General features: G+C 71.0%; 16 protein-coding genes, 1 tRNA gene and 1 pseudogene. 2 read left to right on the top strand and 16 right to left on the bottom strand.

Annotated features, from left to right (window positions below; translation table 11 throughout):
* Positions 1–5 precede the first annotated feature (5 nt).
* The 10 genes from ACVJ1F_RS05110 to ACVJ1F_RS05065 form a co-directional block, all read right to left on the bottom strand.
* A complete protein-coding gene (locus ACVJ1F_RS05110) occupies positions 6–563 on the bottom strand; it encodes a DUF501 domain-containing protein (protein WP_456885050.1) in 558 nt (185 codons plus the stop codon).
* A complete protein-coding gene (locus ACVJ1F_RS05105) occupies positions 560–1,117 on the bottom strand; it encodes an FtsB family cell division protein (protein WP_056048823.1) in 558 nt (185 codons plus the stop codon). Before ACVJ1F_RS05105 ends, ACVJ1F_RS05110 begins: the two co-directional genes overlap by 4 nt.
* Positions 1,118–1,202: 85 nt before the next feature.
* Positions 1,203–2,483, bottom strand: a complete 1,281-nt coding sequence (gene eno, locus ACVJ1F_RS05100) for a phosphopyruvate hydratase (protein ID WP_056048826.1) — start codon at positions 2,481–2,483, stop codon at positions 1,203–1,205.
* Between the two features lie 102 nt (positions 2,484–2,585).
* A complete protein-coding gene (hisS, locus tag ACVJ1F_RS05095; RefSeq protein WP_456885047.1) occupies positions 2,586–3,827 on the bottom strand; it encodes a histidine--tRNA ligase in 1,242 nt (413 codons plus the stop codon).
* Between the two features lie 253 nt (positions 3,828–4,080).
* Positions 4,081–4,662 carry a TetR/AcrR family transcriptional regulator gene (locus ACVJ1F_RS05090; protein WP_056048830.1) on the bottom strand — a complete coding sequence of 194 codons (582 nt, stop codon included), beginning with the start codon at positions 4,660–4,662 and terminating at the stop codon, positions 4,081–4,083.
* Between the two features lie 306 nt (positions 4,663–4,968).
* Positions 4,969–5,886, bottom strand: coding sequence for a MazG nucleotide pyrophosphohydrolase domain-containing protein (locus ACVJ1F_RS05085; RefSeq protein ID WP_456885045.1), 918 nt, complete (start codon positions 5,884–5,886; stop codon positions 4,969–4,971).
* Positions 5,887–5,888: 2 nt separating this feature from the next.
* Positions 5,889–9,500 carry a transcription-repair coupling factor gene (gene mfd, locus ACVJ1F_RS05080; protein ID WP_456885043.1) on the bottom strand — a complete coding sequence of 1,204 codons (3,612 nt, stop codon included), beginning with the start codon at positions 9,498–9,500 and terminating at the stop codon, positions 5,889–5,891.
* 153 nt (positions 9,501–9,653) lie between these two features.
* Complete coding sequence (pth, locus tag ACVJ1F_RS05075; RefSeq protein ID WP_123571603.1) at positions 9,654–10,244, bottom strand: aminoacyl-tRNA hydrolase; 591 nt, start codon at positions 10,242–10,244, stop codon at positions 9,654–9,656.
* Between the two features lie 60 nt (positions 10,245–10,304).
* Positions 10,305–10,940, bottom strand: coding sequence for a 50S ribosomal protein L25/general stress protein Ctc (locus tag ACVJ1F_RS05070; RefSeq protein ID WP_056048841.1), 636 nt, complete (start codon positions 10,938–10,940; stop codon positions 10,305–10,307).
* Positions 10,941–11,236: 296 nt separating this feature from the next.
* The gene (locus tag ACVJ1F_RS05065; protein ID WP_236557034.1) at positions 11,237–11,779 is read right to left on the bottom strand and encodes a gluconokinase; all 543 of its coding nucleotides are present in this window, start codon (positions 11,777–11,779) and stop codon (positions 11,237–11,239) included.
* A 201-nt stretch (positions 11,780–11,980) separates the two neighbouring features.
* On the opposite strand from ACVJ1F_RS05065, the gene gndA reads away from it, so the two are divergent.
* Positions 11,981–13,384, top strand: coding sequence for an NADP-dependent phosphogluconate dehydrogenase (gene gndA, locus ACVJ1F_RS05060; RefSeq protein ID WP_456885245.1), 1,404 nt, complete (start codon positions 11,981–11,983; stop codon positions 13,382–13,384).
* Between the two features lie 1,009 nt (positions 13,385–14,393).
* Here gndA and ACVJ1F_RS05055 read toward each other — a convergent pair.
* The 4 genes from ACVJ1F_RS05055 to ACVJ1F_RS05040 all read right to left on the bottom strand — a co-directional run bounded on the left by ACVJ1F_RS05055 (position 14,394) and on the right by ACVJ1F_RS05040 (position 17,622).
* Positions 14,394–15,371, bottom strand: a complete 978-nt coding sequence (locus ACVJ1F_RS05055; protein WP_056048844.1) for a ribose-phosphate diphosphokinase — start codon at positions 15,369–15,371, stop codon at positions 14,394–14,396.
* Positions 15,372–15,412: 41 nt separating this feature from the next.
* Positions 15,413–16,846 carry a bifunctional UDP-N-acetylglucosamine diphosphorylase/glucosamine-1-phosphate N-acetyltransferase GlmU gene (glmU, locus tag ACVJ1F_RS05050; RefSeq protein WP_456885040.1) on the bottom strand — a complete coding sequence of 478 codons (1,434 nt, stop codon included), beginning with the start codon at positions 16,844–16,846 and terminating at the stop codon, positions 15,413–15,415.
* A gap of 121 nt (positions 16,847–16,967) precedes the next feature.
* Positions 16,968–17,456, bottom strand: a complete 489-nt coding sequence (locus ACVJ1F_RS05045; protein ID WP_402752228.1) for a DUF4126 family protein — start codon at positions 17,454–17,456, stop codon at positions 16,968–16,970.
* A 94-nt stretch (positions 17,457–17,550) separates the two neighbouring features.
* A tRNA-Gln gene (locus ACVJ1F_RS05040) sits at positions 17,551–17,622 on the bottom strand.
* 126 nt (positions 17,623–17,748) lie between these two features.
* On the opposite strand from ACVJ1F_RS05040, the gene ACVJ1F_RS05035 reads away from it, so the two are divergent.
* Positions 17,749–18,243, top strand: coding sequence for a MarR family winged helix-turn-helix transcriptional regulator (locus ACVJ1F_RS05035; protein WP_456885038.1), 495 nt, complete (start codon positions 17,749–17,751; stop codon positions 18,241–18,243).
* A 35-nt stretch (positions 18,244–18,278) separates the two neighbouring features.
* Here the strand turns inward: ACVJ1F_RS05035 and ACVJ1F_RS05030 are convergent, their stop codons facing one another.
* Both ACVJ1F_RS05030 and ACVJ1F_RS05025 read right to left on the bottom strand, forming a co-directional pair.
* Positions 18,279–19,613, bottom strand: coding sequence for an ABC-F family ATP-binding cassette domain-containing protein (locus tag ACVJ1F_RS05030; protein ID WP_402752482.1), 1,335 nt, complete (start codon positions 19,611–19,613; stop codon positions 18,279–18,281).
* Between the two features lie 11 nt (positions 19,614–19,624).
* Positions 19,625–20,027 (bottom strand): annotated as a pseudogene (locus ACVJ1F_RS05025) (ATP-binding cassette domain-containing protein); the annotation flags it as partial.
* Positions 20,028–20,138: the final 111 nt, after the last annotated feature.

The following is a 20,138-nucleotide window of genomic DNA, read 5'->3' as shown; positions in this document are numbered from 1 at the left end:
GCGCGTCAGGCTCCCCCACCGATCTCGGGCGATGCGGCGGCCTGCTGGTCGTCGGCCAGGAAGTCGGGGCACCGGCACACGTCGGGACTCCACGACGCCCGCTCGAGGGCGAGGTCGCCGAAGGGGTTGACCCCCGGCCCGGCGGCGAGCGAGTGACCGACGAGGGCGTGCAGGCACTTGACCCGCTCGGGCATGCCACCCGCCGTGACGTGGTCGATCTCGTCCACGTGCTCGATGCCCTCGCGGTCGGCCAGGTACGCCTCGTGCGCGGCGTGGTAACGGCCTCGCAACTCGGCGTCGGACTCGAGGAGCTCGGTGAACTCGGCCATCACCCCGGTGGCCTCGAGGGTCGACACGGCAGCCGTGGCACCGGGGTGGCACAGGTAGTAGAGCGTGGGGAAGGGCGTGCCGTCGGTCAGCCGCGGTTTCGTCGCCACGACGGTGGGTGCGCCGCAGACGCAGCGCGCGGCGATGCCGATGACGTCGCGCGCGGGCCGCCCGAGCTGGGCGGTCACGACACGGACGTCGTGGTCGGTCACGGGGTCGAAGGGGGGCGTGGTCACGGCGTGCCACCTGTCTGCTCGGAGGTCGGGGCGGGCACCTGGCTGCCGCTGATGTCGGGGGCGACGAGTTCGGTCGCGGGCTCGTCGCTCAGCCCGGCGTCGAGCACCGAGGCCGTCATCGCCGCCACCCAGTCGACCTGGGGCGTCTGGAGCGAGTCGCTGATCGTCGTGCCGGTGCCCGGAGCCGTGCCCGGCGCCTGGGCCGCGTCGTCACCCATCACGAGGTAGCTGTACTCACCCGGGTAGACGTAGAGCAGGCGGTCGCGTGCCTGGGCCTCGATGTACGCCGGATCGCTCCATCGCGCGACGTCTTCTTTCAACTCGTCGACGGACTGCTCTTGCTGCCGGACGTCGTCCTGGAGGGCCGCGATCTGCTGCTGCTGCTGCACCAGGGTGCGCAGCGAGGGCGCGAGGATGACGACGAACATGACCAGGATGACCAGCATGAGCACGCTGAACCCCGAGAACCGGATCGACCGCAGCCAGTGGCCCGTCGGCGTCTCGCCGGTCGGCAGGGTCACCGGCACACGGCGGTTCGCGGTCTCACGGGGCATGGGACGAGCCTAAAGGACGTCTCTGGGGAACGACGGAGGCCCGCCCCGCACGAGCAGGACGGGCCCCGAGGAGGCGCGGGTCGCGTCAGGCGGAGAAGCGCGGGAAAGCGCTGTACCCGGCGTACACCGCGGCGTCGCCGAGCTCTTCCTCGATGCGGAGGAGCTGGTTGTACTTCGCGACGCGCTCGCTGCGGGCGGGGGCACCGGTCTTGATCTGGCCGGCGTCGGTCGCGACGGCGAGGTCGGCGATCGTGGTGTCCTCGGTCTCACCCGAACGGTGCGAGAGGACCGTCGTGTAGCCGCTGCGCTGGGCGAGCGCGACGGCGTCGAGCGATTCGGTCAGCGTGCCGATCTGGTTGACCTTCACGAGGATCGAGTTGGCAGCGCCGGCCTTGATGCCCTTGGCGAGTCGCTCGGGGTTCGTGACGAACAGGTCGTCGCCGACGATCTGCGTCTTCGAGCCGATCTCGCTCGTCAGGTGGGCCCAGCCCTCCCAGTCGTCCTCGTCGAGCGGGTCCTCGATGGTGACGAGGGGGTACGACGCGACGAGGTCGGCGTAGTAGTTCGCGAGGAAGGCCGAGTCGCGCTTCTCGCCCTCGAAGGTGTAGCTGCCGTCCGCGTAGAACTCGCTCGAGGCCACGTCGAGACCCAGGGCGAGGTCCTTGCCCGGGGTGAAGCCGGCCTTCGTGATGGCCTCGACGAGCAGGTCGAGCGCGGCGCGGTTGCTGTCGAGGTTCGGCGCGAAGCCACCCTCGTCGCCCAGACCGGTCGAGAGGCCCTTGGCCTTGAGCTCGCTCTTCAGGGCGTGGTACGTCTCGGCACCCCACTGCAGCGCCTCGGCGAACGAGGACGCGCCGACCGGCAGGATCATGAACTCCTGGATGTCGACGTTGCTGTCGGCGTGCGAACCGCCGTTGATGACGTTGAGCATGGGGACGGGCAGCGTGTGCGCGTTCGGCCCGCCGAGGTAGCGGAAGAGGGGCAGGTCGGCCGAGTCGGCCGCCGCCCGGGCCACGGCCAGCGAGACCCCGAGGATGGCGTTCGCGCCGAGACGCTTCTTGTTGTCGGTGCCGTCGAGTTCGATCATGGCCTGGTCGATCAGGCGCTGGTCGGTGGCGTCGAGCCCCTCGACCTCGGGGCCGATCTCGTCGATCACGGCGGCGACGGCCTTGAGCACGCCCTTGCCGAGGTAACGGCTCTTGTCGCCGTCACGCAGCTCGTAGGCCTCGAAGGCCCCGGTCGATGCACCCGAGGGGACGGCCGCACGCGACACCGTGCCGTCCTCGAGCAAGACCTCGACCTCGACGGTGGGGTTGCCCCGCGAGTCGAGGATTTCGCGGGCGCCTACGGCGTCGATTGCTGCCACTGGAGAGCTCCTTAGTAGTCGTTCGTCTGGGGACGCGAGGTCCGCGGCCCAGCTTAGCCGCGCCTCCTGCCCTGGTTCGTGGCGAGGAGCCGTCGGCGACGGTCAGCCGATCGTGCGGACCTCGAGGTCGGCGGCCGTCTCGCCCCCGCGCACGGTGACGAAGCGACCGAACCCCGCCGCGGCCAGCCCGTCGAGCTGGTTGGTGAAGTTCTTGGCCTTCTTCTCGAGGCGCACGCGCCGTTCGCCGCCCGCCAGCAACGCGCGCTGCAGGGCGAGCAGCTCGACCGGTTCGACCTTCTTGTCGTAGACCACAGCGAGCCCCTCGTCGCCGTCGGTCTCGAGGGTCACGAGGTCGACGAGGCGTTCGAAGCCGAGGGAGAAACCGGCCGCGGGCACGTCGCTGCCGAGGAAGCGGCCGATCATGCCGTCGTAGCGACCGCCGCCGCCGAGGGAATAGGGCACGTCCGGGTGGGCGATCTCGAAGATCGTGCCCGTGTAGTACCCCATGCCGCGGACCAGGGTCGGATCGAACTCGAGGGTGGAGCCCGGCAGCGCCTCGCGCAGCGCGACGAGGTCGGCGAACGCCGCACGGTCGAGCCAGGGGACGTCCGTGGCCTCACCGGTGGCCCAGGAGGCGCCGGCCAGCTGGGTGAGCGCCTCGCCGAGACCCGGCGTGGTGACGCCGAGGTCGGCGAGTTCGGCGACGACGCCGTCGACGCCGATCTTGTCGAGTTTGTCGACGACGATCAGCGCCTGGTCGGTCAGCGCCTCGGGTACCGCCCAGTGGGCGAGCATCGCCAGCAGGATGCGGCGGTCGTTCACGCGGATCGTCGTGCCGGTGAGGCCGAGGGCGTCGAGCACGGCGGTCGTGGCCTGGATCAGTTCGATCTCGGCCAGCGGCCCGGCCTCGCCCAGGACGTCGATGTCGCACTGGACGAACTGGCGGTAGCGGCCCTTCTGCGGACGCTCGGCCCGCCACACCGGGGCGATCTGCACGGAGCGGAAGACCGTCGGCAGCTCGGCTCGGTGCGACGCGTAGAAGCGCGCGAGCGGCACCGTCAGGTCGAAGCGGAGTCCGAGGTCGGCGAGTCCGAGCACGCTCTCGGCCGATCGCAGGTCGTCGAGGTCGAGGCCCCGCCGGAGGACGGCGAAGACCTGCTTCTCGTTGTCGCCCCCGAGCCCGGAATGGAGGCGCGAGCTCTCTTCGACCACGGGCGTCTCGATCTCGTCGAAGCCGTAGGAGCGGTAGACGCCTCGGATGACCGAGAGCACGCCCTCGCGGCGCCTCTTGTCGGCGGGCAGGTGGTCGCGCATGCCGCGCGGCGGGTTGACGGGGGTCGGCATGAGGACATCATCCCAGAGACGCCGCACCCCTGACGTCGGCACCGACTTGCAGGCATGTCACATTCTACGTTATGGTTTTCTCGGGTGGTCGGCGCGAATCGGGTTGCGTGTCGGTCACACCACTCGGCCCTCCCTTCCCTGCGGTGAGGGCCCTGGCCGGGCCGGGCGCTGAGCGCTCGGCCCGGTTCAGCCCGACCCGACGCCCGCCGACACCATCAGGTTCCACCCACCCCGAGGCCGACGGCGAGCAGGGTCAGTGCTGAGGAACGCGCGACACGAGGGTCTCGACGGCATGCTTGTACGCTGCGGACGCACGACGCCCGTCCCCCGAGACGATGGCGTCGTACTGCAGGCCGAACAACGCATCGACGAAGACCCGCGCCGCGACCTTGGCCTCGGCCGGCGCGACCCCGTTCGCCGAGACCCAGCCCGCCACGTGGTCGACCCACCGTCCGACCGCCCCGCGAGCGGTGCCGCCGACCTCACCCGCCACGGTCTCGAGCAGGGCCGCCTCGAGCTCGAGGCGGTGCAGGTCTCGGCCCCGCTCGGTGGTGACCTCGTGCCAGACCTTCGCGAGGTGCTTGCCGAAGGCCTCGCGGTCGAGCTCGGAGACCGCGACCGACAGCAAGGCGTCGTTGCGGGCGACGACCGCGCGGACGATCTCGGCGATGAGCTCTGCCCGGTTGCCGAAGTGGTAGACGAAGACGTACGTGCTGACCCCCAGGGCCTCGGCCAGGGTGCGGAACGACACGGTGGCGAGGGAGCGACCCCGGAGGTGCTCGAGGATCTGGCCGAGGAGCTCGGGCTTGCGGGTGGGATCAGGCTTGCGAGGCATGGTGCCGCTCCTTCGTGCCGACGAGTCGTACTCGCCCTGCGCGGTCGCCGTCGTCGTAGTGGACCATAACAGACGTCTGTCGTGGCCGACCGGTCGGTCGACCGGCATCCGCGAGGCCCCCCGAGCACCCCGGGCGGGACGCCGAGTGCACCGACATGTCGGCTTTTGACATGTCAACACACATCCTCTACATTGAGGACACCACTCGGACCCCACCGGGTCGCTGCCCCTCGGGCCGACCCTCTGGTGGACGAGCGCCGGCCTCGCCGCTCATTCGGGTTGAGCGGGCGACGCCGAGGTGCCCCCTCATTCGGGTTGAGGGGGCACCTGCTCGACGGGACGGCCCTCGATCGTGCCGCCTTCGGCCTGGGCGCCCCCGGGTTGCCCGCCTTCGGGCTGCTCGTCTTCCGCCTGGCCGCCCTCGAGCTGCCCGCCTTCGGCCGGTTCGGCCTCGTCTCGCCGCAGGAGAATCTCGCGCTCGCGCACGGCGGCCCGGAGCGCGCGCTCGGCATCGATGCCCCGGTCGGTGGCCTCGTCGACCTGCGCGAGCAGCCCTCGGCCCCACGCGAGTTCGCGCGACTCGGCCAGGGCGTCCGTCGCCGCCGTGTCCACCGCCGCCGTGCCCGTCACCTCCGTGCACGTCACCTCCGTGCCCGACGTCGTGGTCGGTGCCCGATCGGGCTCGGGGCGGACGCCACCTGCGGACGCCCGTCGCGCATCGAGCTTCTGGGCGCGCGCGAGAGCGGGCTGCCCGACGGGGACGCCGTCGTAGGCACTCGTCCGCTGCGACTTCTCGTCGGCCTTCGCCGCCGACCAGAGTCGGACGATCTCGTCGACGTCGTCGGCCCGGTCGGCCCCGAAGACGTGGGGGTGACGCCGCACGGTCTTCTCGGCGACGTCACGCACGACGTCGGCGAGGTCGAACGACCCCGAGGCGCGGGCGGCCAGGGCGCCGTGCAGGACCACCTGGTACAGCACGTCCCCGAGCTCTTCCCGGACGTCGTCCGAGGTGCCGTCCTCGATCGCCTCGACGAGCTCGTAGGTCTCTTCGACGAGGTAGGTCACCAGGGACCGTGGGGTCTGCGCACGGTTCCAGGCGCACCCGCCCTCGTCGGCGAGGAGGGCGTCGACCACGCGGACGAGCTCGTCGAGCCGAGCGCCCGCCCCGGGTTCGGAGGCGCCCCGCGCCTCCTCGTCATGGGCTCCGTCCGGGCGACCCGACACGGTCAGCTCGCCGCGGCCGTGTCGGTCGCCGGACGCGCGACCGGGGCGGCGTAGATCGCCGACAGCAGCTGCTCGACCCAGACGATCAACTCGTCGTCGCTCGGTGCCTGCCCATGGGCTCGTGGCAGGGGCACGCTGACGGCGTTCGTCTGCGCGAACCACCGCGCACCCGGGTACATCCGTTGCAGGCGGACCTGCATGCTGTCGGGTAGGTCGACGCCCGAGACCCGCAGGTTGCTGCCCATGACCACGACCTCGCTGAGACCGGCCTTCTGGGCCGCCCGACGCAGGCGGGAGACCTCGATCAGCGCCAGCACAGGTGCCGGGGGCTCACCGTAACGGTCGGTGAGTTCGTCGAGCACCGAGTCGATCTGGTCGTCGGTGGACGTGGGCGAGCTGGCCGTCGAGAGCTTCTGGTAGGCCTCGAGGCGCAGCCGCTCGCTCTCGACGTACTCTTCGGGGACGTGGGCGTCGACCGGGAGTTCGAGCCGGAGTTCGGTCTGCCCCTCGGCGACGTCCCCGCGGAAGGAGCTGACGGCCTCACCGATCATGCGGAGGTAGAGATCGAAACCGACCCCGGCGATGTGCCCCGACTGTTCACCGCCGAGCAGGTTGCCCGCCCCACGGATCTCGAGGTCTTTCAAGGCGACCTGCATGCCCGCACCGAGCTCGTTGTTGGCGGCGATCGTCTCGAGGCGGTCCTGTGCGGTCTCGCTGAGCGGCTTGTCGGCGTCGTAGAGGAAGTACGCGTAGCCGCGCTCCCGGCCTCGACCCACCCGCCCACGCAGCTGGTGCAGCTGGCTCAGACCGTACTTGTCGGCCCGGTCGATGATCAACGTGTTGGCGTTGGCGATGTCGAGACCCGTCTCGATGATGGTGGTCGACACGAGGACGTCGAACTTGCGCTCCCAGAAATCGACCATCACCTGCTCGAGCGTCGACTCGGCCATCTGGCCGTGGGCGACGGCGACGCGGGCCTCGGGCACGAGCTCGGCGATCTGCGCCGCGATGCGGTTGATGCTCGACACGCGGTTGTGCACGTAGAAAACCTGGCCCTCGCGCAGCAGCTCGCGCCGGATCGCGGCGGCTTTCTGCCGGTCGCTCTCGGGGCCCACGAAGGTGAGGATCGGGTGGCGGTCCTCGGGCGGGGTGGCCAGGGTCGACATCTCGCGGATGCCCGTGACGGCCATCTCGAGCGACCGCGGGATCGGGGTCGCCGACATGGCCAGGATGTCGACGTTGGTCTTGAGCTTCTTCAGGGCGTCCTTGTGTTCGACGCCGAAACGCTGCTCTTCGTCGATGATGACGAGGCCGACGTCCTTGTACGAGATGCCCTCGCTCAACAGTCGATGGGTGCCGATGACCATGTCGACGGTGCCGTCACCGAGCCCGGCGATCGTCTCCTTGGACTCTTTCGCCGACTGGAACCGGCTGAGGCTGCGGAGGTGCACGGGGAACCCGGCGAAGCGATCGCTGAAGGTGTCGAAGTGCTGTTTCACGAGCAGGGTCGTCGGGACGAGCATGACGACCTGCTTGCCGTTCTGGATGGCCTTGAACGCCGCTCGGACGGCGACCTCGGTCTTGCCGTAGCCGACGTCGCCCGAGAGCAGGCGGTCCATCGGGATCGGGCGCTCCATGTCGGCCTTGATCTCGTCGATGGTCGTGAGCTGGTCGGGGGTCTCGGCGAACGGGAACGCCTCTTCGAGCTCGCGCTGCCACGGGGTGTCGGGCGGGAACGCGTGGCCCTTGCTCGCCATGCGGGCCGAGTAGAGCTTGACCAACTCGACCGCGATGTCGCGGACGGCCTTGCGTGCCTTGCCCTTGGCGGCCGCCCAGTCCCCGCCGCCCATCTTGCTGAGCGTCGGGGCCTCGCCACCCACGTAGCGGCTGAGCAGGTCGAGCTGGTCGGTCGGGACGTAGAGCTTGTCGCCGGGGTAACCGCGCTTCGAGGGCGCGTACTCGAGCACGAGGTACTCGCGAGAGTGCTTGACGGCGTTCTTGCCACCGCTCGACACCTCGCGGCTGGTGAGCTCGAGGAACTTGCCGATGCCGTGGGTCGAGTGCACGACGACGTCGCCCGGCTTGAGCTGGAGGGGATCGACGACGTTCTTGCGTCGGGTCGCGAGCTTCTTGACCTGACGCGAGTCGTAGTTGGCCGAACGGCCGTAGAAGTCGGACTCGCCGAGGACGGCGATCTTGGACTCCATCAGTTCGAAGCCGGCCTCGACACCACCGGCCACGAGGTGGACGACGCCGGGTTCGAGGGTCTCGGGCAGGCTCTCCTCGAGGCGGGCGGCGACCTCGCGCTCGGCGAGGACGTCTCGGGCCCGCTCGACGAGCCCCGTGCCGCGGGCCGTGACGACGACGGACCAGCCGTCGCGCACGCGCTCGACGACGTGCTCGAGCGCCCCCTCGGCGTGTCCGCTGAAACTCGGGACGACGGCCGCGTCCACGCGGACGTAGTCGCCGGCCGCGGCGACCGCCTCGTCGTCGGACAGCACCTCGCCCGAGTCGAAGCCGCTCATCGTGAACCAGGACCGGTCGCCCGCCGCGTCACGCAGGTCGCGGAGGCTGAGGAAGTCACCCGAGTCGAGGTCGATGGGTGCCTCGGCACCGGCCGTCGCGGCGTTCCAGGCGGCCGACAGGAACTCGCGGTTCGTCTCGGCCAGGCTCTGGGCGCGCGACACGACCCGCTCGGGCGAGAGGACGACGATGGAGGCGCCGGCCGGCAGGTAGTGCGTCACCGGCACCAGCCGGTGCACCAGCGCGGGTGCCAGGCTCTCCATGCCCTCGACCGGGATGCCCTCGGCGATCTTCGCGAGCATCTGCGACAGGCTGGGGAACTCGTGCTGCATCTCGCGAGCCCGTTGACGGACCGCCTCGGTGAGCAGCATCTCGCGACTCGGCGGCAGCTCGACCGACGTGACCTCGCCGTCCAGGCTTCGCTGGTCGGCCACGGAGAACCGACGGATCTGGTCGACCTCGTCGCCGAAGAAGTCGACGCGCACCGGGTGTTCGGCCGTGGGCGGGAACACGTCGAGGATGCCGCCGCGGACGGCGAACTCGCCACGGCGGGTGACCATGTCGACCCGGGCGTACGCCAGGTCGACGAGATGGACGGCGATGCCCGAGAGGTCGTGGCCGCGCTCGCCCACGGTGAGCCGCACGGGGTCGAGCTCGACGAGGTTGTCGCTGAGCGGCTGGAGGGCGGCGCGCACACCGGCGACGACGACGATGGGGCGGACGGAACCCGGCGCCTCGGCAGCTTCCTGCCGCCAGGTGGCGAGACGCCGCAGGGCGTGGATCCGCTTGCCGACCGTCTCGGCGCTGGGGCTGAGACGTTCGTGGGGCAGGGTCTCCCACGCGGGGAACTCGATGACCTCGGCCTCGGGCAGGTAGCTGGTGAGCGACCCCCGCACCGCCTCGGACTCCCGACCCGTGGCCGTGACGACCAGCATCGCCTGCGGACCCTCGCGACGGTCGAGCAGACCGGCCAGCAGGGGAACGCGGAGGCCGTCGACGACGGAGAAATCGGTGCTGCGTGCGGCCCGGTCGAGGGCGGCAGAGAACGTGGAGGCGCGCGAGAGCGCCTGGATCAAGCCCGCGAGTATCACCCGGACGATGTTACGCGGCACCACCGACACCGCGGTCGGGGTTCGCTGTCGGCGACACCGGGAGGCGCCCGGAGGTCGGTCACCGGCGGGACGGACCCGCTCGTCGCGGTCCGCGACTCGACCACGTCCGTGGTCATTCGGGCTCGGGACGCGTCAGCTCTTCGCGGTGTGGAACTTCAGCTGCGCCGCGGTGAGCCCGTCGGTGGCGATCATCTCGACCGCGTCGGCCGCGTCGGCGACCAGGAACGGAAGTTCTTTGCGTTCGGTGGAGGAGAAGTCCTTGAGGACGAAGTCGGCGGCGGGCTGCCTGCCGGGCGGACGGCCGATGCCGACCCGAACTCGGGTGAACTCGTTCGACCCCGTGGCGGCGATGATGTCGCGGATGCCGTTGTGGCCGCCGTGGCCGCCACCGTGCTTCAGCCGGACGACGTCGAAGTCGATGTCGAGCTCGTCGTGGACGACGATGAGCCGCGACACGTCGAGGTCGTAGTACTTCAACAGTGCCTGCGTCGGCCCGCCCGAGACGTTCATGAAGGTCGCGGGCCTGGCCAGCACGAAGCGAGGGCCGCCGGGAGCGGTGCGCCCCTCGGCGACCGTCGCGTTCGTGCGGTGGTTCTTGAACCCGGTGGAGAGTCGGTCGGCCAGTTCGGCCAGGACCATCTGCCCCACGTTGTGCCTGTTGCCGGCGTAGCCGGGCCCGGGGTTGCCGAGCCCGACCACGAGCCACTGGTCGTCGAGTGCCATCGTCGTGGTCGTCGTTCTCTCAGTGGGTCTGCGCCGGCAGGGTGTTCGAGCTGCGTCGTGTTACTCGGAGCGCTCTTCGTCCTCGATGGACTCGACGTCGCCCTCGGCCTCGGCGGCCTCGCCGTCCTCGTCGGAGACCGCGTCGGTCGTCAGGTCGAGCTGGGGCACCGAGACGGCGAGCACGAGGGTCTCGGGCTCGCTGACCAGGGTCGCGCCTTTGGGCAGCACGAGGTCGGCGGCCGAGATCTGGGCGCCCTCTTCGAGGCCCTCGATCGAGACGACGACGTTCTGCGGGATGTGCGTGGCCTCGACCTCGAGCTCGACGGCGTTGAGCTCGACGACGTGGATCGTGCCGGGAGCCGACTCGCCCTCGACGTGCACGGGCACCTCGACGGTGACCTTCTCGCCCTGGCGGACGACGATGAGGTCGATGTGCTCGATGGTCTGCTTGACCGGGTCGCGCTGGATGTCCTTGACGAGGGCGAGCTGGTTCGTGCCCTCGATGTCGAGCGTGATGACGGCGTTGGCACGACGCGTGATCAGCATGGTCTCGTGACCGGGCAGCGTGACGTGCTGGGGGTCGGTGCCGTGGCCGTAGATGACCGCGGGGATCTGGTCCTTGGCACGGATCTTGCGGGCCGCGCCCTTGCCGAAGCTGGTGCGCACGAGGGCGCTGAGGTTGTTCTGGTCGGACATGTCGTCTCCTTGCAGGGGCCGTGACGGCCCGGGGGTGTGTGGTCGGTGTCAACTCGAACGCGAATCGCGTGAGGAAGGACCCGCAACCCGAGGGGTGCCGCCCGAGGGACGATCACCGCTGCACGAGTGGTGCGTGAGCACCGAGCGCCTGCCTACCGCGTCGATCACGGGTGCCGGAGCACCCCTCGCCGAGGTTCAGCTGCCAAGGCTACACGTCGGCCGGGCGTGTCGCCAACCCGCGCCTCCTCGGCTCGTCCGTCCGCGAGGGCGCCCCGTCAGCGCCCGAGTCGGGCTCGTCAGTGCCCGAGCTCGCCTCGTCGCACGGCCCCGAGGTGGGCCGTCACGGCCGCCACGACGTCGTCGGGACCGGGCTCCACGTCGACCTCGAAACCGGCCTCGTCGTCGGTCAGCGGCTCGAGGGTGGCGAACTGCGACTCCATCAGGCCGGCCGGCATGAAGTGCCCCTTGCGCTCGCGCTGACGTCGGGCGACGAGGTCGCGCACGCCGGTCAGGTGCACGAACCGGAGGCGCGGGTCGCCCTCACGCAGGACATCGCGGTACGCCTTCTTCAGCGACGAGCAGGCGACGACCACCGAGTCGTCGCCCGCCGCGGCGATGCGGTCGGCGACGATCCGGAGCCACGGCCACCGGTCGTCGTCGTCGAGCGGCTGCCCGGCGGCCATCTTGAGCCGGTTGGCCTCGGGGTGCAGGTCGTCGGCGTCGACGAACGGGACGCCGAGGGTCTCGGCCAACAGCTCACCCACGGTCGACTTGCCCGATCCGGAGACCCCCATCACGACGACGGGCGGGAAGGGAGCGGGGTGGGGCTGGTCGGTCACGGACGGCCTTCGATCGGGGAAACGGTTGCGTCAACCCTAGGCGAGCCGCCGTGGAGGGGTACGGACGGAGCCTGTCGGACGCTCGGCACCGAGGCATAGTCTGCGAACACCACCGACCGAGAAGGAGGCACCGTGACCGAACACGGAGCAGCATCGCAGTCCACCGCCCAGGCGAACATCGGAGTCGTCGGCCTGGCCGTCATGGGTTCGAACCTGGCGCGCAACCTCGCCAGTCGCGAGGGCAACACGGTCGCCGTCTACAACCGCTCCCCCGAGCGCACCGACACCCTCATGGACGAGCACGGTGACGCCGGGTTCATCGCCTCGAAGTCGATCGAGGACTTCGCCGCATCCCTGCAGAAGCCGCGCACCGCGATCGTCATGGTGCAGGCCGGTCGCGGCACCGACGCCGTCATCAGCCAGCTCGCCGACGTGTTCGACGAGGGCGACATCATCGTCGACGGCGGCAACGCGAACTTCCAGGACACCCGCCGACGAGAGGCCGCCCTCAAGGAGCGCGGACTGAACTTCGTGGGCGCCGGCATCTCGGGCGGCGAGGAAGGCGCCCTGAAGGGGCCGTCCATCATGCCCGGTGGCTCGAAGGAGGCCTACGAGACGCTCGGCCCGATCCTGGCGTCGATCGCGGCGGTGGCCGAGGGCGAGCCCTGCGTCACGCACGTCGGGGCCGACGGCGCGGGCCACTTCGTCAAGATGACCCACAACGGCATCGAATACGCCGACATGCAGCTCATCGCCGAGTCGTACGACCTGCTGCGCCGGGTGGGCGGCCACGAGCCCGCCGCCATCGCCTCTGTCTTCGAGGAGTGGAACAAGGGCGAGCTCGAGTCGTACCTGATCGAGATCACGGCCGAGGTGCTCCGCCAGACGGACGCCAAGACGGGCGGCCCGCTCGTCGACTCGATCGTCGACCAGGCCGGCTCCAAGGGCACGGGCGTCTGGACCGTGCAGAACAGCGTCGGGTTGGGCGTGCCGGTCGGTGGGATCGCCGAGGCCGTCTTCGCCCGCGCCGTGTCGTCGAAGCCCGCCCAGCGCTCGGCCGTGCAGAGGACCCTGCAGGGACGGCCCGAGATCCAGGAGGCCGGCGACGGCTTCGAGGACGACGTGCAGAAGGCGCTCTACGCCTCGAAGATCGTCGCCTACGCCCAGGGCTTCGACGCCATCATCGCCGGTGCCGACGAGTACGACTGGGACATCGACAAGGGCGCCATCGCCAAGATCTGGCGCGGCGGCTGCATCATCCGGGCACAGTTCCTCAACCGCATCGTCGACGCCTACGAGAAGGACGCGTCGATCGCGACCCTGCTCGAGGACGACTACTTCGCCGCGGCCGTCCGGGACGGCGAAGAGGCCTGGCGCCGCATCGTGGCCAAGGCCGCCCTCTCGGGCATCCCCGTGCCCGGGTTCGCCTCGGCCCTGTCGTACTACGACTCGCTCGCGTCCGAACGCCTGCCTGCCTCCCTCATCCAGGGGCAGCGGGACTTCTTCGGGGCACACACCTATCAGCGCGTCGACGAGGAGGGCACGTTCCACACCCTCTGGTCGGGCGACCGGTCCGAGATCGAGACGGAGCCGTCGACCCACTGACGGGTGCAGGGGCGCTCACCGCGCCTCCTGCGTCCTGACGGGCGTGCCCGTCGATGCGGTGCCGCTGCGGCTACCGACGTCGGGCACGCCCGTTCGTCGTTCCGCCGCAGCGGATCTCGGAGCTTCCGACGTCGACGTAGACAACTCAGGAGAACGGCCGCCGGACCGGCCCTTTGGAGGCGCGGCGCAGCCGAACTCCGGAGTTGTCGACTTCGCACGGGCAGGTCGCGGGCCAGGCGGGCCGCTCGGCCGCCGTGGCCTGCCGGTCGCGTGACCCTGGCGGCACGGGCCGGGCGGGCGGGCGGGCGGGCGGGCGGGTCGAGCAAATCCACGTCGGCAAGTCAGGAGAATGACCGCCAAGACGGCGCGCAGGACGCGCGGCGCAGCCGGACTCCGGAGTTGCCGACTTCGCGCGGGTAGGTCGCGGACCAGGCGGGCCGGGCCGGGCCGGGCCGCACGCAGCCAGGCCCCACGCCGCCCGCGTGGCCAATTCAGGAGAACGACCGCCGGAACGGCGGGCAGGAGGCGCGGCGCAGCCGGACTCGGGAGTTGCCGACGTCGGACGAGCAAGCCGGGCCGGTCCGGGCCGAGCGGCCGGGTGGGTCGAGCAGGTCCGCGTCGGCAAGTCAGGAGAACGACCGCCGAAACGGCCCGCAGGAGGCGCGGCGCGGCCGAACTCCGGAGTTGCCGACATCGGACGAGCAAGCCGGGCCGGTCCGGGCCGAGCGGCCGGGTGGGGTCGAGCAGGTCCGCGTCGGCAAGTCAGGAGAACGACCGCCGGAACGGCGGGCAGGAGGCGCGGCGCAGCCGGACTCCGGAGTTGCCGACATCGGACGAGCAAGCCGGGCCGGTCGGGTCCGAGCGGCCGGGCCGGTCGGAGCCAGGCGAGCCGGGCCGTCGGGGCCAGGCGAGCCGAGCGGTCGGAGCCAGGCGAGCCGAGAGGTCGGGGCCAGACGGGTCAGGCCGGTCGACTCCGTGCGCCGAGGTGACGGGAGGTGTCGGGCGGGGGCTAGGCGGCGCCGTCGAACATCGAGGTGACCGAACCGTTGTCGAAGACCTCGTGGATCGCCCGGGCGATCAGCGGGGCGATGGGCAGGATCTCGAGCTTGTCGAACTTCTGGTGCTCGGTGAGCGGCAGGGTGTCGGTGACGACGACCGAGTCGATGAACTCGCTGTTGAGGATCTCGGGGGCGGGGTCGCTGAAGACCGCGTGGGTCGCGGCGACCACGACGCCGATCGCGCCGTTGGCCTTGAGCGCCTCGGCGGCCTTGACGATGGTGCGACCGGTGTCGATCAGGTCGTCGACCAGCAGGCACACGCGACCCGAGACGTCGCCGACGATCTCGTGGACGGTGACCTGGTTCGGCACCAACGGGTCACGGCGCTTGTGGATGATCGCGAGGGGGGCGTCGAGCTTCTCGCTCCAGATGTCGGCGACGCGGACGCGCCCCATGTCGGGCGAGACCACCGTCAGGGTGGTGTTGTCGAGCTTGGCGCGGAAGTGCTCGAGCAGCACGGGCATGGCGAAGAGGTGGTCGACCGGGCCGTCGAAGAAGCCCTGGATCTGCGGGGCGTGGAGGTCGACGCTCATGATGCGGTGCGCACCGGCCGCCTTGAAGAGGTCGGCGACGAGCCGGGCGGAGATCGGCTCGCGGCCCCGGCCCTTCTTGTCTTGCCGGGCGTACGGGTAGAACGGCGCCACGACGGTGATGCGCTTGGCCGAGGCCCGCTTCAGTGCGTCGACCATGATCAGCTGTTCCATCAGCCACTCGTTGATCGGCGCCGAGTGGGACTGGATGACGAAGGCGTCCGAGCCACGGACGCTCTCGTCGAAGCGGGCGTAGAGCTCGCCGTTGGCGAAGGTGCGGGCGTCGGTCGGGATCAGCTCGCTGCCGAGCTCGGCGGCGATCTGGTTGGCCAGTTCGGGGTGCGCACGCCCCGAGATCAGAACGAGTCGGTTCTCGCCGGTGATCTTGATTCCGGACACGTCACTCGCTCTCCGGCCCCGAGGGGCCAACCCGACCGGGTTCAGTCGGTCGTTCGTTCGGCGCGAGCGGCGGCCTCGGCAGCCGCCGAGCCGGGGCGGTTCGCCTCGACCCATCCGCTCGCATTGCGCTGTGGAGCGATGCTCAAGGCCAGGGCACCGGCCGGCACGTCTTTGCGGACGATCGTTCCGGCGCCTGTGTACGCTCCGTCGCCAATCCTAACGGGGGCGACGAAGACGTTGTGCGACCCGGTGCGGACGTGCGACCCGACCTCGGTGCGGTGCTTGTCCACGCCGTCGTAGTTGGCCGTGATGGTGCCGGCGCCGATGTTCGACCCCTCGCCCACCTCGGTGTCGCCCACGTAGCTGAGGTGCGGCACCTTCGACCCGGCGCCGATCTGCACGTTCTTGGTCTCGACGAAGGTGCCGATCTTGCCGTCGGCGGACAGGAGCGTGTTGGGACGCAGGTACGCGAACGGCCCCACGGAGGCACGGGCACCGATGACGGCGAGCGTCGCGTCCGTGCGCTTGACGGTCGCCCCCTCGCCCACCTCGGTGTCGACGAGGGTGGTGTCGGGGCCGACGACCGCGCCCGGGGCGATGTAGGTCGCGCCGCGGAGCTGGGTGCCCGGCAGAAGTTCGACGTCGGGGCTGAGGGAGACGTCGCGGTCGATCCAGGTGGTCTGCGGGTCGACGATCGAGACGCCCTCGCGCTGCCAGTGCTCGACGATGCGGTCGTTCAACCGACGGGCCGCGGCGGCGAGCTGCACGCGGTCGTTGATGCCCTCGAGGCGCCACGTCTCGTCGATCGCCCGTGCGGCGACGATCTCGCCGGCACCGGTGAGCAGGCCGACCATGTCGGTAACGTACTTCTCGTTCTGCGCGTTGGCCGACCCGATGCGGGGCAGGTGGGTGCGCAGGGCGGCGACGGTGAAGACGTAGGTGCCCGAGTTGATCTCGCGCACGGCCCGCTCGTCGTCGGTGGCGTCCTTGTGCTCGACGATGCGGTCGACGTCGCCCGACTCGCGGCGGACGACCCGCCCGTAGCCGGTGGCGTCGGGCAGCACGGCACTCAGCAGCGTCGCCGAGGCGGAGGCGGCACGGTGCTGGTCGAGCAGGGCGGTGAGCGTCGCGTGGTCGAGGAAGGGCACGTCGGCGCTGACGACCACGACGTCGCCGGTGAACTCGGCGGGCAGCGCCTCCACCGCTTGTTCGACGGCTCGACCGGTGCCGGGCACGTCGTCCTGATCGACGACGAGCGCGTGCGGGGCGGTGTCGAGCACGCTCGCGACGACCAGGTCGCGCTCGTGCCGCACCACCGCGACGAGGTGGTCGGGCCGGAGCGCGCCGGCGCTCTCGAGCACGTGCTGGATCAGCGGCAGCCCCGCCAGGCGGTGCAGGACCTTCGGGGTCGAGGACTTCATGCGGGTGCCCTGCCCTGCGGCGAGGACGACGACGGCGAGCTGGCGTTCGGGCATGGTGCTCCTTGGTGAGGGGTGGCGCGTGATCACCGCCGATCCTCCCACGGGAGGCCGCCCGACCACGGGTCACCCGCCCGGCGTGGGGACGCCGCCGACGCCGAGACGAGGTGGGGAGGAGTCAGCGGGAGCGGACGACGGCGACCGAGCCCGAGACCGCGACGGCGTCCTCGACGAGCGCGACGGCGACGTCGGGCAACCCGGTCTTCTCGACGACGGCCTTCCGTGCCCGGTAGAAGAGCCAGCTGCCGACGAGGGCGCCGGACGCCCCTGCGAGCGCTGCGGCCACGGGTGTGCCCCGACGGCCGGTGCCGGCCATCGCGATCCCCGCGACGGCGCCGGAGACCGCGCGACCGAACAGCGGGCCGGCACCGACCCGGCTCGGCGTGGCCGGCAGCTTGTCGCCGACGAGCTCACCGAGGCCCGCGGCCACCAGGGCACCGCGGCCGAGGGGTGAGCGGAACAGGCGCCAGCGCTGCCAAGGGCCCCGCGCCTCCTGGGCGTCGTGGTTCAGGGCCAGGACGGCGAGCGGCGTCGCCGAGCGCGACCCGCTGAGGACGCCGAGCAGGACGGCCCGGACGAGGGATGGCGTGGGATCGGTCTTCGACATGGCTGGAGTCCTCGTCGTCGGATGGACGCCGGGGGCGCCCGCGGTCGGGGCGGAACGGACCCGACGAGCCGACCGCGACCTGCGACGCTCGGGGCTCCGCCACCAGGATTCGAACCTAGACCTAACAGCTCCAAAGGCTGTCGTGCTGCCGTTACACCATGGCGGACCGCGCGTGCGCGCCGGTCCATTCTGCCAGACCACGACTCGACCGAGGTGCCCGCGTGGGGCGACGGGCCCGCCGGGCCGCACCGCGCCTCCCGCGCCCGACGACGGCCTCGGGCATGATGGGCGGATGCCCGAGCAGGACGAGGTCGACCGCATCGTCGAGGCGTGGCGCCACGAGCGACCCGACCTCGACTTCGCGCCGCTCCAGGTGCTCTCGCGCGTCGGGCGGCTGTCGAAGCACCTCGATCGCGCACGTCGCGAGGCGTTCACCGCGAGCGACCTCGAGTCGTGGGAGTTCGACGTGCTCTCGGCGCTGCGTCGGGCCGGCGACCCCTACCAGCTGAGCCCCAAGACGCTGCTGCAGCAGACCCTCGTCTCGAGCGGCGCGATGACCAACCGCATCGACCGGCTCGTGGCCCGCGGCCTGGTCGAACGCCGCACCGACCCGAACGACGGCCGGGGCATCCTGGTCACGATGACCGGCGACGGACGGCGCGCGGTCGACGCCGCGATCGAACGCCTCGTCACGGCCGAGGGCACCCTGCTCAGCGACCTCAGCGACGAGGACCGCCGCCGCCTGACCGACCTGCTGCGGACGCTGAGCCTCACCCTCGGCGACTGAGTCGGGGCGACCGGCGGAGCACGCCGGCCCGCTCGCTACGCCAGCAACTCGCTCAGCTCGAGCCAGCGCACCTCGAGCTCGCCCGTCTTGTGGTCGAGCGCCGTCAGCTTCGCCTGCAACGCGGCCAGGCCGTCGAAGTCGGACTGGTCGAAGGAGGCGAACTGGGCCAGCAGGGTCTCGCGCTCGCCCGAGGCCTTCGCGAGCTTGCGGTCGATCGATCCGAGCTCTTTCTCGGCGTTGCGCTTCTCGGCTCCCGACAGGCCGGAGGCGGCGGCCGAGGCCGCGACCGATGCCGAGGCCCCCTGGACGGCCGTCGGGCGGTCGGTCGCGCCTCCTTGGTTCTGGGTCGCCTCGCGACGCAGCTGCAGGTACTGGTCGACGCCCCCGGGCAGGTGCCGGAAGCGGCCCTCGAGCACGGCGTACTGCTGGTCGGTGACGCGCTCGAGCAGGTACCGGTCGTGCGAGACGACGAGCAGGGTGCCGGGCCAACCGTCGAGCAGGTCCTCCATCGCGGCGAGCATGTCGGTGTCGAGGTCGTTGGTGGGCTCGTCGAGGATGAGCACGTTCGGCTCGTTAAGCAGGATCAACAGGAACTGCAGGCGGCGCTTCTGGCCACCGGACAGGTCTTTGATGGGGGTCTGCAGCTGGGCGCTGGTGAAGCCGAGGCGCTCGAGCAGCTGCCCGGGCGTCATCTCTTTGCCCCCGGTGACGTACGAGGTGCGCTGCCGCCCGATGACGTCGTTCACCCGCTCGTGCGCGACCTCGTGGAGGTCGGCGAGCTGCTGGTCGAGGATCGCGAACTTGACCGTCTTGCCCTGTTTGACGCGCCCCTCGGTGGGGGCGATGGCCCCGGTGACGACCTTCAGCAGCGTCGACTTGCCGGCGCCGTTCACGCCGAGCACGCCGGTGCGCTCCCCCGGCGCGATGCGCCACTCGACGTCCTGCAGCACGCGCTTGTCTCCGAACGAGACGCCGACCTCGACGAGGTCGACGACGTCCTTGCCGAGGCGGGCGGTCGCCATCTGCGACAGCTGGACGGCGTCACGCACGGGCGGCTCGTCGGCGATCAGTTCGTTGGCCGCGTCGATGCGGAACTTGGGCTTGGTCGAGCGCGCCGGGGCCCCGCGACGGAGCCAGGCGAGCTCTTTGCGCATGAGGTTCTGGCGCTTGGCCTCGGAGGCGGACGCCATGCGGTCCCGCTCGACGCGCTGGAGCACGTAGGCCGCGTAGCCGCCCTCGAAGGGTTCGACGATGCCGTCGTGGACCTCCCAGGTGTCGGTCGAGACCTCGTCGAGGAACCACCGGTCGTGGGTCACGACCACGAGGGCGCCCGAGTTCGTCGACCAGCGACGCGAGAGGTGCTGCGCCAGCCAGGCGACGCCCTCGACGTCGAGGTGGTTGGTGGGCTCGTCGAGGAACAGGACGTCCCAGTCGCCGACGAGCAGGGTCGCGAGGGCCACGCGTCGACGCTGGCCTCCGGAGAGGTCCTCGACCCGCGCCTCCCACGGGATGTCGGTGGCGAGGCCCGAGATGACGTCGCGGATGCGCGCGTCGCCGGCCCATTCGTGCTCGTCGCGGTCGCCGACGATCAGGCTGCCGACCGTGGCGCCCTCGGGCAGGACGTCGCGCTGGTCGAGCATGCCGATGGTCAGGCCGCGGCGGGTCGTCACACGACCGTCGTCGGGTTCGAGCCGACCCGCGAGCACCGACATGAGCGTCGACTTGCCGTCACCGTTGCGGCCGACGACACCGATGCGGGAGCCCTCGTCGATGCCGAGGGTCACCCCGTCGAGGACGACCTTGGTCGGGAATTCGAGACGGAGGTTTTCTGCGCCGAGTAGATGAGCCACCACAGAAGCGTAGACGGCCCAGGCCGGGCGGCCGACTCGACGGTG

This window comes from Frigoribacterium sp. 2355, from assembly GCF_054060695.1.
This window is presented reverse-complemented; position numbering and strand designations above follow the sequence as displayed.